The organism is Owenweeksia hongkongensis DSM 17368 (assembly GCF_000236705.1).
GTDB classification, from domain to species: domain Bacteria; phylum Bacteroidota; class Bacteroidia; order Flavobacteriales; family Schleiferiaceae; genus Owenweeksia; species Owenweeksia hongkongensis.
The window spans coordinates 2,852,525-2,868,440 of sequence record NC_016599.1 but is presented as its reverse complement, the minus strand read 5'-3'; the positions used below and the strand labels follow the sequence as shown (position 1 = coordinate 2,868,440).

At 41.3% G+C, this 15,916-nt stretch carries 12 protein-coding genes; 9 read left to right on the top strand and 3 right to left on the bottom strand.

The window, feature by feature from the left end:
* Positions 1-85 precede the first annotated feature (85 nt).
* From OWEHO_RS12720 to OWEHO_RS12710, 3 genes are all read left to right on the top strand, one after another.
* On the top strand, positions 86-1,027 hold the full coding sequence (locus OWEHO_RS12720) for an ATP-binding protein (protein WP_169312791.1): 942 nt from the start codon (positions 86-88) through the stop codon (positions 1,025-1,027).
* Between the two features lie 276 nt (positions 1,028-1,303).
* Positions 1,304-4,570 carry a T9SS type A sorting domain-containing protein gene (locus OWEHO_RS12715; protein ID WP_041627602.1) on the top strand — a complete coding sequence of 1,089 codons (3,267 nt, stop codon included), beginning with the start codon at positions 1,304-1,306 and terminating at the stop codon, positions 4,568-4,570.
* Entirely contained in the window at positions 4,570-6,489 is a 1,920-nt protein-coding gene (locus OWEHO_RS12710) for an alkaline phosphatase D family protein (protein ID WP_014202890.1), read from the top strand. Before OWEHO_RS12715 ends, OWEHO_RS12710 begins: the two co-directional genes overlap by 1 nt.
* Positions 6,490-6,547: 58 nt before the next feature.
* Here OWEHO_RS12710 and OWEHO_RS12705 read toward each other — a convergent pair whose 3' ends face one another.
* Genes OWEHO_RS12705 through OWEHO_RS12695 form a run of 3 tightly spaced genes read right to left on the bottom strand, consistent with a single transcriptional unit; the run spans position 6,548 to position 9,048 of the window.
* A complete protein-coding gene (locus tag OWEHO_RS12705) occupies positions 6,548-7,429 on the bottom strand; it encodes an SMP-30/gluconolactonase/LRE family protein (RefSeq protein WP_041628252.1) in 882 nt (293 codons plus the stop codon).
* Positions 7,430-7,463: 34 nt separating this feature from the next.
* Positions 7,464-8,516 (bottom strand): transporter substrate-binding domain-containing protein, encoded by a 1,053-nt coding sequence (locus OWEHO_RS12700; protein ID WP_014202888.1) that lies wholly within the window; start codon positions 8,514-8,516, stop codon positions 7,464-7,466.
* A gap of 7 nt (positions 8,517-8,523) precedes the next feature.
* A complete protein-coding gene (locus tag OWEHO_RS12695) occupies positions 8,524-9,048 on the bottom strand; it encodes a dihydrofolate reductase family protein (RefSeq protein WP_014202887.1) in 525 nt (174 codons plus the stop codon).
* A 159-nt stretch (positions 9,049-9,207) separates the two neighbouring features.
* On the opposite strand from OWEHO_RS12695, the gene ileS reads away from it, so the two are divergent.
* From ileS to OWEHO_RS12665, 6 genes are all read left to right on the top strand, one after another.
* Positions 9,208-12,615 carry an isoleucine--tRNA ligase gene (ileS, locus tag OWEHO_RS12690; RefSeq protein WP_014202886.1) on the top strand — a complete coding sequence of 1,136 codons (3,408 nt, stop codon included), beginning with the start codon at positions 9,208-9,210 and terminating at the stop codon, positions 12,613-12,615.
* 152 nt (positions 12,616-12,767) lie between these two features.
* Positions 12,768-13,160, top strand: coding sequence for a TraR/DksA family transcriptional regulator (locus tag OWEHO_RS12685; protein WP_014202885.1), 393 nt, complete (start codon positions 12,768-12,770; stop codon positions 13,158-13,160).
* 6 nt (positions 13,161-13,166) lie between these two features.
* A complete protein-coding gene (locus OWEHO_RS12680; protein WP_014202884.1) occupies positions 13,167-13,757 on the top strand; it encodes a lipoprotein signal peptidase in 591 nt (196 codons plus the stop codon).
* A gap of 25 nt (positions 13,758-13,782) precedes the next feature.
* Entirely contained in the window at positions 13,783-14,115 is a 333-nt protein-coding gene (locus OWEHO_RS12675; RefSeq protein WP_014202883.1) for a hypothetical protein, read from the top strand.
* A gap of 30 nt (positions 14,116-14,145) precedes the next feature.
* Entirely contained in the window at positions 14,146-15,384 is a 1,239-nt protein-coding gene (locus tag OWEHO_RS12670) for a TlpA family protein disulfide reductase (RefSeq protein WP_014202882.1), read from the top strand.
* A 42-nt stretch (positions 15,385-15,426) separates the two neighbouring features.
* Positions 15,427-15,912, top strand: coding sequence for a GNAT family N-acetyltransferase (locus tag OWEHO_RS12665; protein ID WP_014202881.1), 486 nt, complete (start codon positions 15,427-15,429; stop codon positions 15,910-15,912).
* The last annotated feature ends 4 nt before the right edge of the window (positions 15,913-15,916 follow it).

Genomic DNA, 15,916 nt, shown 5'->3' with positions numbered 1-15,916 from the left:
TTACAAAAACAATTTTAAAAGTAAGAGAGAGGGCGTTACGCATTCCGCGAATTTGATATATTGCACTAGTAAACAACTAACTGGAATGACATTAATCAATCGTGCTGAAGAAATTACAATTTTATATGATGAAGTAATGGCTCGCAAGAGTCTCTTCTTTCATGGACCATCAGGCACCGGAAAAACATTCCTTTGTCATGAATTAATGGAGAAACTTCGTGGAAGGAGAGTTTGTTTTTATCTGAGCATTCGCGCTTATAGTTCGCTGCATCAGTTTTTATCAAAGCTGCAACTTGCCGTAAAAAGCACAACACGCATTCATACCAATGTTGAGTTTCAACTTCGTGCATTTTTTGATGACAACCCCGTTCCCGAAACAGTGGATGAAAAAGCATTCAAGCAATGGACTGAAAACTTATTAGTTGCTCTTCAACAAGTCTCTCAAGATTTCATTTTCATACTGGAAGATGTGGATCAATATGAAGGGAAAGAAGACCTTTCAAAACTTTTTAAACACTTCTTTTTATCAAGAAATAGTCAAATTCTTTTTACATCAAGGTTATTCAACCAAGCCTATGGAGTAGAAGGAATGAAGTTAAAATCCTTGCTTCCAAAACAGGTTACAACTCCATTGGCGGATGAAGATGAACTTTCAGAACTTATCGAATTCACAAGAGGAAACACTGCCTTTATACTAGATATCATTCAGCAAATGGAAAGAGCTAAATGCTCATTCTCCACGGCAGCAAATCTTGTGATGGAATCCCAGCAAAAGGTACTTTACGCTTTTCGTCACCGATTCACAGATTTGCAATGGAACCTCATCCGCGCCATAGCTGCCGAAGAAGTGGTAGAGCAACCTCACTCTTTTAAGTTTTTGGTAAAATATCAACTTGGGGCAGCAAGCAGCATCGAAAGAGCCCTGAGCAATTTAACCAGCACCTCCGTAGTACATAAAAATGAATTCGGATATACCGTATCAAATATTGTTTTCCTAAGATGGGTGCAATGGCTTTATAATAGCTAAGCACAAAATTTAGTGCTTTCAGCATCCATTTCTGAACAAGAACATTAACTGTAGATTAAGCGTCTCTCCTTTTAAAACACAATCAAGTAACATTTGAGACTCTTACTTTCTGCGAAAGCATAATCCTACAAGAATTAACCAACTGAATAACAGCCTCTTTTTAAATACACTCGAATTTTTAGGACTTAAATTTCTCATAACCTGAATCTGAGCACCTTTTGATTTATGCAACATTCTTTTGCACCCATCAAAACATCATTTCAAGATTCACACATCATGAAGAAATTTCTATTCTCATTATTTGGTTTTGGCGTAGTGGGCTCACTAAATGCTCAAATCGCCATCACACCAACAAACATGAGCTATTATCAAGATTTTAATAGCTTATCTGACACCACTTTAACTAATTCATACGGCACCCTTCCTGTGGAGTGGTTAGCTGCTGAATTTGGTAGCAGTGCAAACCAGGAATACCGCGCAGCTTATGGGGAGCTTGCAGGCGGAGACCTCTACAGTTTTGGTGATACCAATAGTACCGAACGCGCTTTGGGAAGTATTGGTAGCGGATCTAACACCAAAGTACTTTTTGGAACTCGATTTGTAAACCAGACAACAGATACTATTTCGGCCATCACTATTGCCTATATGGGGGAGCAATGGAGACAGGGACGACAAGGTTCTGTGCGCACCACCGGCCCGGATACCATTCACTTTGAGTATGCTGTAAATCCAACAGGTATTGATGACGCTAGTTTTATAGCTTATTCTAATCTGCATTTTGCTTCAGCAGAAAATAACGGAACACTAAACACACCTCTAGATGGTAATTTAGCTTCTAACCGCACCTGGAAAGAAGACACCATCAAAGGACTACAAATTGCTCCAAACGATACAATATATATCCGTTGGAGAGATTTTAACTCAAGTAGCTATGATGACGGTCTCGCGGTGGATAGCCTTACCGTTACATTTATTCCACAAATCGCTTTACCAAAAGCAGCTTATCTATTTATTAGCCAATCAGGTCAGCCGCATTATGAGGATTTTAACTCATTAGGAAATCTTTATTCACCCGGCTTTGAAGACTTTAGCACATTACCAGCTGGATGGTACGCCAATGAGGTGGGCAGTAATGCCAATACAACCTACCGCATAAGCTATGGTGAGTTTGGTGGCGGTGAGCTATACAGCTTTGGCGACAGCGCCACTTCCGATCGCGCTTTAGGATCGATCGGTTCTGGGTCTGTTCCCCACCTCCACTATGGGGCTGCTTGGGTAAACAATACCGGAGATTCGATAAGAAGCATGGAAGTGAAATATACTGGAGAGCAATGGAGACAAGGCAGACCAGGTACCAGCAGAGCAACAGGTCCTGATACCCTTCATTTTGGATACGCTGTAAATGCATCAAATATACAGGCTACGAGCTTTCATGAACTGAGCAATTTGAGTTTTAGCTCACCCATTAACAATGGAACACTAAACACACCACTTGATGGTAATCTTGCTTCCAATCAAAGCAAAATTCACTTTACAGTGGAAGATTTGAAAGTAGGACCAAACGACACCGTTTGGATAAGATGGAGAGACTTTAATTCAAGCAGTTATGATGACGGACTGGCTATTGATAGTTTGCTAGTGACCTTCTATGATACTACCTCATCGATGAATCCAAACCCAAGCACGCCTTCTCTTTACAGAAACATTTCTCAGCTTAACCATACCTACATTGAAACTTTTGACTCTTTAGCTTTAGATTACAATCCTGGGGCTTATGATTTTGCTAGTCTTCCTCAAGGTTGGTTTGCCAACGAGTTTGGAAGTAATTCTGATAACACCTATAAAATTTCCTACGGTGAATTTGCTGGAGGAAACATCTATAGTTACGGAGATAGCTTAAGCACTGAACGTGCTTTGGGTTCTGTAGGTAGTGGGTCCAACTCCACTCTTAGATACGGATCTGCCTGGATAAATACTACCACCGACACCATTACCACCATAGAGGTAAAATATGTAGGTGAGCAATGGAGACAAGGTCGCCCGGGAAGTGCAAGAGCTACTGGTCCAGATACTTTACATTTTGACTATGCGGTAAATGCTTCAGGAATTGATGGTCAAAACTTTACCAAAGCTACGGCTCTAAGTTTTTACTCCCCTATTACAAACGGTGTTTTAAACACCCCACTTAATGGAAATGACACCATCAATCAAACTCGCGTTCAGTTTGTATTGGTAAATCTGCAAGTTGCCCCCGGAGACACTATGTGGCTGCGCTGGACAGACTATAACTCTGATAGCTATGATGACGGATTGGCTATTGACAGCGTTCAGGTTACAGCTTTACAAAACTTTGCCGCCACTGCTATTTCTTTCATGCATGAAAAGCAAGAAATTACTGAAATTGACGGTATTGTTAACGTGCCGATTGAGCTTGTAAATGAAAGCAGCTTTAGCAGCCAGGTAGAAGTTTTTGTAGCAGATGCCGGTACAGCAACTTTAAATGTAGACTATAGCTATGCCAGCTCCAATACAATTTACCAACCGGGAGATACCCTTCATTATTTCAGCTTTTCTCTAAATCGTGAAGAGCCATTTGAAGGCCAGGAATACTTTGTACTTGGACTACGAAACTTTGGAAACGCCACCGAAGGAAGTATTAAATACGACACCATCATAATCAATAATTATGATTTTCCTACAGTTCCTGTTTCTAGCCTTAAAAGCTCAAACACACAAGGTGTAGCAGATAGCATTAACGGTCGCTATGTAGTAGAAGGAATAGTTCACGGAGTAAATTACTCAAACTCTGGCGGTCTCGATTTGTACATTTTAGATCAAAATGAAGGACTTAACATTTACGCTCAAAGCGGAACTGTGAACTACACCGCTACTGAAGGTGATAAGTTGAAAATTTGGGGGCAGCTCTCACAGTTTAGAGGTCTTACACGATTAGAAGCTATTGATTCAATTGAGGTACTAAGCACTGGAGAAACCTTAAATACACCATCAACTACAAGCACTTTAGGCGAATCTACAGAATCTGATTTAGTGACTTTAGAAAACATCACTCTTTATCCTGCCATCAGTAATTTCCCTACTGATATGGCCGTAACTGCGCTTACCGCTACTAATGATACAGTAAGCATCTACGTAAGTAGTAAAACTGACGTAGCCGGAAAAGCTGCACCAAGTGTTCCTTTTTCTATCACAGGATTGGGCTCACAGTTTTCAGGTTATAATGCACCATTTGAAGGAGGCTACAGATTAATGGTAATTAGCAGCAGCTATAGCAGTATTAGTTTAAGCGAAAACGATGCGCAGGCTATCGCGGTTTATCCAAACCCATTTAGCAATGATTTGAATATTGAATCACCTTCTCGCCTTATAAAAGTGGAAATTCTTAGCCTTAGCGGAAAAATGCTTTCATCAACTGCAGCATCTGGGTTTTCTACTAAAATGAACCTAAGCCAGCTTGCAAAAGGAACTTACATCGTTCGTGTGCAAAATGAGGAAGGTGTAATCATCCAAAAAATTGTGAAGTAATGGATAACCTAATTAAAGCAATCATACTGTGTACCCTTCTGGTAATAGGTCTGGCGGCACAAGCACAAAATACCTTTGCACATAGCGGAGGTATTGATTCCAGCTATTTTGATCCTTCATTGGCGCCCTTTTATCACGGGGTGGCCAGTGGAGATCCTCTTCAGGATAAAGTAATTATTTGGACCCGCGTAACACCAACCAAGGATACAATCATTCCTGTAAAGTGGTATATCGCCACCGACACCGCTTTTACCAACATTGTAAATTCTGGTGAAACCACTACTGACTATACCAAAGATTACACTGTAAAAGTAGATGTAGATTTATTGGAGCCCGGCATCACCTACTTCTACTACTTTCAGGCGCTTGGCGCAAATAGCCTTATTGGCCGTACACGCACTCTGCCTACCAATACCAATCACTTGAGATTGGCGGTAGGTTCATGCTCAAACTACCAAATGGGATATTTTAATGCTTACCAACGCCTTGCTGAACGAAATGACTTGGACGCCATTATCCACTTAGGTGATTATATTTATGAATATGCAACCTATGACTATGGCTGGACCAGTGCCGTAGGACGCACCCATAAACCCGATCATGAATTGAACAGCATGGATGACTATCGCATTCGCCATGCCTATTATAAACTTGATCCAAGTTTAAGAGCAGCGCATCAGCAGCACCCTTTTATTGTAGTGTGGGATGATCACGAAATAGTAAATGATGCCAGTACCAATGGTGTATCCAAGCTTTACAACCACGATCCTGCAGAAGACGGTGATTATGAAACGCGCAAGTTTAATGCAGTAACGGCTTATTTGGAATGGATGCCCATCCGTGAGCAGAAAAATGAAACTTCAGGAGTGCGAATTTATCGCGAATTCAACTTTGGAAACTTGATGGACTTGTACATGGTAGATACCCGTTTAGAAGAAAGATCTCTGCAAGTACACTCTGCTGGTGATCCATTGGTAAATGATACTACACGTACCATTTTGGGTAAAACCCAAAGCGACTGGTTGTTTGGCGAAATGGAAAACTCTACTGCACAATGGCAAGTAATTGGAAATCAGGTGATGTTTTCTCAGCTTAATGAAGCTTTCAAACTAGACTCCTGGGTAGGCTACCCTTATGAGCGTGAAAAAATTCAAAACAAATTTCTAGGGCTCAATACCAAGAATATAGTAATCCTTACTGGTGATACGCATCGCTCTTGGGCCTTTGATTTGGCAGAGGAACCTTTTGGACAAGGTACCTATGCTCCAAATACCGGAACAGGAACCTTTGGTGTGGAGCTTTGCACGCCAAGTTTGGCATCACCAAATATGGATGAGGGAAGCAGCACTATGGCCGATGTATTTGCTGAACAAGCAGCTTTGAGCGCAGAGAATAGTCATCTTCGGTATGTTGATTTATCTCAGCACGGATACTTTATTTTGGACCTAACTCCACTCAAAGTTCAGGCTGATTATTTTTATGGTGAAACCCAAACCATTAGCAGTACTGAGCAGTTTGCAAAAGGATTATTTTCATACAATGAAGAAGGTTTTTTAAGAGAGGCACTAGCTCCGGCTCCAGCCAAAATTGGAAATTTTCCAGCTGCACCGCAAAAACCATTGGCGTATTCAGTAGGAATGGATGAAGTAAAAACTGCTAATGAAGTTCTCTTTGTAGGCGCTTATCCGAACCCCGTGTGGGATATAGTGAACGTAGGCTTGAGTGTGAATGAAAGCAAAGCTGTAGAGCTACAACTTTTATCAGTTGAAGGAAAAGTAATTTCTAACAATGAATACACTCTGAATCCTGGCCATCACAAAATTGAGCTTAAGATGAGTGATTTTCCAAAGGGAATTTACTTTTTGCAGATTTCCTCTTCAGGGAAAGCGCTTTACCAAAAGAGATTGGTGAAGAAGTAATTGATAATTAGGGAGTAAAAGAAAGCCGCGATAAATGTATATCGCGGCTTTTTAGCTTCTAATAATCCAGTCTGTAGGCGCTCACCTTATTGGAAAAAAACCTTGGTACCAAAACCAACTTTTCCTCAGGTATATAAGCGATATCTGCAGTTTGAACATCCTGATCCTTTGAATCCAACATTTTGGTTGCAAGACCCTCTTTAATCATCCAAATTTCACCTTTCCATCGGCTGGCCACAAAGGTGTTTTCATCAATCACTATAAGTCCATCCCCACCAGTTACCTCATCGTTTATGGTTACATGCTCTTTCCCGTCAAGCGAAAATTGATGCAATCCCTTGGCATCAAGGCCGTACAACTTACCTTCAGAAACAGCTAGTCCATTCAGGGCTTCACGATTTTCAGCTAGAGTTGTCACTTGCCCATTTTCTAAAACATGTAGCTTTCCAGTATTCATATCCGAAAAGTAAACTTTGTTATCCAAGATGGCTATATCGTTCAAAAACTCTGAACCAGACACTGGATAACGCTTTGTAATTTTACCATCCGCCAAATTGATTTCTACTAACTCGGTAATATTAGTAACGTACAACTTGTCATTTAGCACACCCATCCCCTTTGGTGCATCCAAGCCTTTAGCCCATTTCAGGTCTGTTACCTGTCCATCCATATCCACTTTAGAAATAAATCCTACACCATCCTTATCAGTAGGTTTTCCTGCGATGTTACTCACGTACAAAACACCTTCATGTGAAAGCACAGATTCATTGGTAGTAAGGCTTGTATCCGTTTCCCAAACTAGAGAAAGCGAAGGTTCTTTAGCGCCTCGCTCTTCTATGGCTGGTTCCTGCACCGCAGGGTCTTTCTTTTCTTCTGTAGGTTGTTGTCCACAAGCCGCCAGCATAATGAGGCCGCCAAATAGTAAAAAGCTCTTTTTCATGGTCTTGTATTTAAGTGTTACTTTTAATTTATAACTAATCATCACCCATGTGCAGTTTCAACTTATAGCCCCACTCATCCGAATTGAGCACCTGCACCACATAGGGATCAAGAAAATCTCTAAGTTCACTTCCCCTCTTAAACGAAAAACTATAATAGTCTGTTCGAAGGTTTTTCTTAGCAATTTTTATATCCTCAAGGTTTAGCTCGTTTATATAATGTTTCAAAATAGGGCGATCATACACCACCATATCAATCTCATCATTATCTACAGCAAGCAAAGCGTCTTTCACACTTTTATAATCCACTGTTTCTACACCAAATTTTTTCAGGTGTGCCGAACTACTACTACCGTCAATTGAGGCCACATTGAACTTCCGCAAATCTTCTACGCTATTAATTATAGTGCCTAATGACTGCACAGTAAGGGCACTTGCAATCCCTGCCGTTAAGCTCGAAATCATGATTATGGCGGCAAACATCCAAATAAACCCTACTACACGACCTCCACGCGAAACCGGGGATTTATCTCCATAACCTACAGTCGTCATTGTTACAGCACTCCACCAAAAACCATCGCCAATACCCTTAACGCCTTTACCAAATTGCTCCGGGTTTTTCCTTCTTTCGAAAAACCAGATAGCCAAGCCAAAAAGAAAGATAACAAACAGTAATACCGCTACGGCAGAGAAAAATTGCCAACTAAAAATATTCTTTAAAACCGACCACCAGGTACTTTCAGATTTGCGAGCTACCACCGTGCCTGAGATGAAAAATGGCTGCGAAAAATACAAATCATGCATCCTTTCATCTGTCACCGTTATCGGGTTGATTGACATATCCACTTCACCAGACTTTACAGCAGCTAGCAAATCAGGTAGGTTATCATAGTTTTTGAAAACAAAATCTACTCCAGCCTCATCTTCTACCAAGTGCCAAAAATCCACACTTAAACCATTTACCCCATTTGCCTCATTAAGAACAAAGGGAGGAGCTTCCCTCACCCCAATCACAAGAGTAGTGTCCTGGGCTAAAAGCAAAATTCCCGAAAAGAGGAATAGAAACAACGTGGATAAAAATTTAGGCATACAAATTTTATTGTTTAGAATATGTGAGTTGAACCATCCCGTTTGAAAAAGCTTCGGTTTTTTGCAGCTTCATTGTTTTATTTAAATCCCCTTTTGCAAACAAAGGAATTCCATCTCCAAGAACAATGGGAACTACGGTAAGAATGATTTCGTCAACTAAGTCATTTTGCATAAAAATAGTGTTGATACTCCCCCCGCCAATTAACCAGATGAGACCACCTTTTTTCTTTCTAAGCTCTTTTACAAAATCCACTACATCGCTGGTTATAAAAGTAACCAAGGCACTTTCCTCACCTCTTTGCCGTGTAAACACGAAATTCTCTTTATCAGGATAAGGCCATTCCTCAAAGTCCGCAATTTGCCGGAAGGTTACTCCACCCATTAAAGTGGTTTCTACTTCTTTTATAAAATGATTATAACCAAAATCATCCTTTTCAGGGTTTGGAAAATCAACCAACCATTTTATATCACCATCTGATTTAGCAATATAGCCATCTAAAGACGCGGCTATGTACAGAGAAATTTTGCGCATACTATTCAATTTAGGCTAAAACTAATCATCATAATTTATTTCTCACTACAAAATATCCAAACTTTAAAACCTTCACGTCATCTTTTCCACCGTAGGTTCATACGGTTTAAAACCCCTTAAATTCTTACCTTCGCACCTCCTAAAAAAATCAGCACGTAAATGGCGCGCAAATATCCAGAATACAAGCATTTGAACCTTTCCGGCATAAGCCAGGAAATACTAAAATATTGGCAAGACAATAACATTTTTGAGGAAAGCATTTCTTCCCGTGAAGGAAAGCCGTCTTTCACCTTTTATGAAGGACCTCCCTCGGCTAATGGTTTGCCCGGAATTCACCACGTAATGGCGCGTTCTATCAAGGATATTTTTTGCCGTTTCAAAACTTTGGAAGGTTACCAGGTAAAGCGCAAAGCTGGCTGGGATACACACGGACTGCCTGTAGAGCTTGGTGTAGAAAAGGAATTGGGTATTACCAAAGAAGACATTGGCAAAACCATTTCTGTGGAAGCCTACAACGAAGCTTGTAAAAAAGCCGTGATGCGCTATACTGATGTGTGGAATGACCTTACCGAAAAGATGGGCTATTGGGTAGATATGGATGATCCCTACATTACCTACAAGTCCAAATATATGGAAACGGTATGGTGGCTGCTAAAGCAAATTTGGGACAAAGAGCTGATGTACAAAGGCTACACCATTCAGCCTTATTCGCCAAAAGCGGGAACAGGACTTAGCTCGCACGAGGTAAACATGCCCGGATCTTACCGTGATGTTACCGACACCACCATTATCGCGCAGTTTCCTGCGATAAAAAATGAAGCTTACAGCAATACTTTTGGTGATGCCGTAAAGGCCGATGATAAAGTTTACTTCTTAGCGTGGACGACTACTCCATGGACACTTCCTTCAAACACTGCGCTTACCGTAGGAAAGAAGATTGAGTATGTGATGGTGGAAACTTTTAACATGTACACCCACAAAGCTCAAAAGGTTGTGTTAGCTAAAAACCTTGTCGGTAAATACTTCAAAGCTGAGCAAAAAGACCAACCACTTGCCGACTATGATGGCAAGGGTAAAAATATTCCATGGACTATAGTTTGGGAAGGTGTAGGCGCTGACCTTTTGGAATTGCGCTATGAGCAGCTTTTGCCTTATGCTCTACCTTACGAGAATGCCGAAAATGCTTTCCGCGTAATTAGCGGAGACTTTGTAACCACCGAAGATGGTACAGGTATCGTTCATACGGCTCCTACTTTTGGTGCTGATGATGCCAAGGTAGCCAAAGAAGCTACACCTCCAGTGCCTCCAATGTTGGTGCTTGATGATAATGAAAACCCAGTGCCTTTGGTTGACCTGCAAGGAAAATTCACCAAGCACATGGGCGAGTATGGCGGCCGCTATGTGAAGAATGAATATTATGCCGATGGTGAAGCTCCTGAGAAATCAGTAGATGTAGAAATTGCCATCAAACTGAAGGAAGAAAACAAAGCCTTTAAAGTTGAGAAATACGTGCACAGCTACCCACATTGCTGGCGTACGGACAAGCCTATTCTTTATTATCCTTTGGATAGCTGGTTTATAAATGTGACCCAGCACAAGGAGCGTTTGGTAGGTTTGAATAAAGAAATTAACTGGAAACCTAAAAGCACTGGTGAAGGACGTTTTGGAAACTGGCTCGAAAATGCCAATGACTGGAATCTAAGCCGCTCGCGCTACTGGGGTATTCCTTTGCCGATATGGAGCACGGAAGATGGTACCGAGCGCAAAATATTTGGTAGTGTAGAAGAGCTTAAAGCGGCCTGCGATGAAGCCATAAAAGCTGGATTGATGGATTCACATCCTTTTGAAAGCTTTGAGCCGGGCAACATGGACGAAGCCAATTACGACACCGTAGATCTTCACAGAAATGTGGTGGACAAAGTAGTTTTGCTTTCCCCGAAAGGGCAACCGATGCACAGAGAGTCCGACCTGATTGATGTATGGTTTGATAGCGGTGCTATGCCCTATGCTCAGCTTCATTATCCTTTTGAAAATAAAGACAAATTTGAAACTCAGTACCCTGCAGATTTTATTGCTGAAGGGGTAGACCAAACGCGTGGATGGTTTTACACTTTGCACACCATTGCTGGTCTGGTTTTCGATTCTGTGGCCTACAAAAATGTCGTGTCAAACGGATTGGTGCTTGACAAAAATGGCCAGAAAATGTCCAAGAGATTGGGCAACGCTGCTGACCCATTTGAGACTATTTTAAAGTATGGTGCTGACCCTGTTCGCTGGTACATGATTACCAATGCACAACCTTGGGATAATTTGAAATTTGACCTTGAAGGAATTGGCGAAGTGCAGCGTAAATTCTTTGGCACTCTTTACAACACCTACTCTTTCTTCGCGCTTTACGCAAATATTGACGGGTTTGAATGGAATGCAGACCAACAGACCAATGTGGCCGACCGCCCTGAGATTGACCGCTGGGTACTTTCACGTTTGCAGGTTCTTAAACAAACTGTGAAAAATAGCTTTAATGAATATGAGCCAACCCGTGCTGGCCGAGCTATGCAGCAGTTTGTAGATGAAGAACTGAGCAACTGGTACGTTCGCCTTTGCCGCAGACGTTTTTGGAAAGGTGAAATGAGCACCGATAAGCAAATGGCTTATGAAACGCTTTATGAGTGCTTGTTTACAGTAAGTCAATTGATGAGTCCTATTGCTCCGTTTTTTGCTGATTGGTTGTATCAAAACCTAAGTAGCCATTTGCCGGAAGGCAGCAAAGAAAAGTCGGTACATCTGACTTACCTGGGCGAGGCTAGAGCAGAGTTGATTGATGAGCGCCTGAACGACAGAATGAAAATGGCCCAGCAATTGAGCTCCATGGTATTTTCATTGCGTAAGCGCGAAAGCATAAAAGTGCGCCAGCCACTACAAAAAATGATGGTGCCCGCGCTAAAACCAGAAACCGTTGAACTTATTGAAAGCATTCAGGACCTTGTCCTTTCTGAAGTAAATGTGAAGGAACTGGATATACTAAAAGACGTTTCTGGCGTTTTGGTGAAGAAGGTAAAACCCGACTTTAAGAAGCTTGGCCCAAAATATGGTAAGCTGATGAAGCAAATTGCCGGGGCTGTTGGTAAGTTTGAGCAAAACGATATTGCCAAGCTTGAAGAACAAGGCCATTATCACCTTACTTTAGAAGGGCAGGAAGTGGAACTATTGATGGAAGATGTAGAAGTTTCTACAGAAGATATTCCAGGGTGGTTGGTAATGACCGAAAACGGTATTACTGTGGCGCTTGATATTACGCTGAGCGAAGAGTTGAAAAATGAAGGTATAGCCCGTGAATTGGTAAACCGCATTCAAAACTTGAGAAAAGATAGCGGACTGGAAGTAACGGACAGAATTGCACTTAGGGTACAAAAAGCCGATGGACTGGAAACCGCCATTAGCGAAAACAAAGGCTATATAACCACCGAAACACTGACTGAAACTTTGGAAATGACTGATAATCTGACTGAAGGACTAGAAGTAAGTTTTGATGAAATAAATACTAAAATACACCTCGAGAAGGTTTAATAACAATTTGAAAGGGTATGGTTGATAACGCAATGTCGAAGTAATGAGCTACTTGCGTAAAAAGTAAAAAGTCTGTGATTTTTTTTATTAGGTTTGGCCGACTTTGAAAAATTACAGCTAACAAAATACTACCCCTATAAAACTTGTAAACGATGACAGACAACACAGAAAACCTTGATAAAGTAAGATACTCTGATGCAGAGCTTGCTGAGTTTAAGAAACTCATCATGGAGAAAAAAGAACAAGCCGAAGAAGACCTTAGACTGTTGAAGGAAACTTTTGCCAACGACAAGAGCAACGGTACAGATGACACTTCGCCTACCTTCAAAGCTTTTGAAGAAGGAAGTGATACCATGAGCAAAGAAGCAAACAGCCAGTTAGCTTCACGTCAGGAAAAGTTTATCCGCGACCTAAAAAATGCTTTGGTTCGTATAGAAAACAAAACCTACGGAATTTGCCGCGTAACAGGTAAGTTGATCAGCAAAGAGCGCCTTACTTTGGTACCGCATGCTACACTTAGCATTGAGGCTAAAAACCGTCAATAACACGATTTGAAAAGAGCCGCGCTTATTGTTTCCCTGGTTCTGTTGGTCGATCAGATTTCTAAAATTTGGATCAAGACCAACATGTTCCTCGGTCAGGAGTATAAAATTACCGATTGGTTTATCATTCACTTTACCGAAAATCCCGGGATGGCTTTTGGGATGGAGCTTGGTGGCGATTATGGCAAACTAATTTTAACCCTTTTCCGCATCGTAGTGGTGGGTGGAATTTTTTACTGGCTGCGCGGTATGATAAAAGAAAATGCCAAGCCCGTGGCCATCACGGCTGTATCTCTGGTACTAGCCGGGGCTATTGGCAATATTATTGACTCCGTATTTTACGGAGTCTTTTTTAATGAAAGCTACGGACAGCTCGCCACCTTTATGCCAGCTGAAGGCGGTTATGCTGGCTGGTTTCATGGCCGTGTGGTAGACATGCTTTACTTCCCCTTATTCAGAGGCTACCTTCCAGACTGGATTCCTTTTTGGGGAGGTGATTATTTCGTTTTCTTCCGCCCTATCTTCAATATTGCTGACACTGCAATTTCTGTAGGCGTGGGTCTGCTACTTCTTTTTCAGAAGCATATTTTTAAAAAGTAAGTGCCTCCGGTGAAAATCGATCAGTATGCGCAGTTTCACCATCCTATCCCTGTCCATACTTATCATCGGCTTTGCGCTTAAAATCTTGCATTATCCCTACGGCAATGCAACTCTGATTACTGGTGTCATTTTATTGGTTGCAGTAATATTTCTTACACTTTTTCAAAAGCCAAAATCTATTGACTTTCGCAAAATTGCCACTGTGCTAGTATTTGTTTTCGTGCTCACTCGAGCTCTTAAAATGCTAGGTGTAGCTGTGCATCCCAATATATTTTTACTCGGAACAATTTCAATCCTCTTGATTCTCCCCCTATATGTGATTCAAAGGCTTCGAGAAAAGAAAATTTCTAAAAAGTAATTACCTTTTCGGTGAGATTTAACCCCTCCGATGAATAACAACTTTTTACTACTTGCAATCTTCGCTTTCTGCCTTACCGGAAAATCCCAACTGACCACAATTCAATTTTCGGATAGCCTATTTCCACAAGAAAACGAAAGCCACGGTTTTACATTTCTTTTTGATGTAAATGCAGATTCTGTTTCCACCAGATTTGGAGTATTTCACTTTAAGTATCCAAAGAACTTCCAAGCTAATGATACGGCTTATTGCTCAGAATACTTTGTGGGTTTTCCCGGCAAACGTCCCCGAGGTATAAGCATGCTCGTGGCCAACTACAAGAGCGGGAACCCAACCTTATACATTGACAGAAATAATAACCTTGACTTTGGAGATGATTACAATTCTCCGATCAGTTTTAGAGACTCTTCTACTTTCTTCGTTCTCACAGGAAAATCTGACCCTAAGGAACAATTTGGCATGAAGTATTGGATTGACAAATTAGATACTGCCAGCACCAGCTTTCACGACAAAATGTTTAATGTTGAGGGCATGAGAGAAAAGGGAATAGACATGATGTCGTCCCTATATTGGTTTAAAACCAAACGCTATGAAAGCCGAATTACCAAAACCACTTTAAACGGGGATAGTGTAAAAGTTGCCCTCCATGATTATAATATAAATGGACGATTTGATGATGCTGGCAAAGACATGATCTTCTTTGGTGAGCCCAACTTCCCTTTTGATGCGGATCTAATCTCTGGGGCATTAACGCTTGATACATCCGCCACGCTTTTCTCTTTCCACAACCAAGTATATAAGGTTATTGAAGTGGATCCTTTTGGAAAGTTTATCACAATTGAGCCTTCCAACTTAGCTTACGAAAAGTCACTTGGACCAGGCGACCCAATGCCCAACTTGATGCTTCCCACTCCGCAGGGTGATTCGCTTTCGCTAAAAAGTATGATTGATGGCAAACATTATTTGGTGATTGATATGTGGGCTGATTGGTGTAAACCATGCCACGCTTCGGCTCCCAAACTTAAAGAGTTTGCCGAAAAACATCGGGACAAAGTCAAGATGCTTGGCGTAAGTCCTCATAATCTAAATGATGCTGTGGCTAATTACACTACTAAATATGGTCATGACTGGACACAAGCTTTAACTACAAAAGAGTTTATGAAAACCTTTTTGGCAGATGAATATCCACGCTACATACTTATTGATCCAAAAGGTAAGATTGTAAGTTTAAGAACCTATCCGCATCAAATTGAGGAGTTGATTGAGTAAGCCTCAAGAAGTTTACTTTTGGGTTACACTTTATAAATCCTTATGCTTCGCCCCGTAAACCTAAATGACGCCCCAGCTATAGCTGAAATTTATAACCACTACGTACGCGAAACCATTATTACGTTTGAGGAAATTGAAATTGATGCCGCTGAAATTGAGAAGCGAATTGAGATCATTACCGCAAAATACCCCTGGATAGTTTTTGAGGAAGATGGCGAAATCCTCGGCTACGCCTATGCCGGTGAGTGGCGCACTCGGTCAGCTTACCGCTTTGTTGCCGAAAGTGCTGTTTACCTTAAACATGATTTACCACCAAAAGGAATTGGCTCACTGCTCTATGCAGAGCTACTTCAAAAGCTGAAAGCGCAAGGTATTCACGCGGTTATGGGCGTTTTGGGCTTACCCAATGAACCTAGCATAAAGCTCCATGAAAAGTTTGGCTTTAAAAAAGTGGCTCACTTTAAAGAAGTCGGTTTTAAGTTTGAAAAATGGGTAGATGTTGGTTATTGGCAGCTCACGTTTGATTAATCCG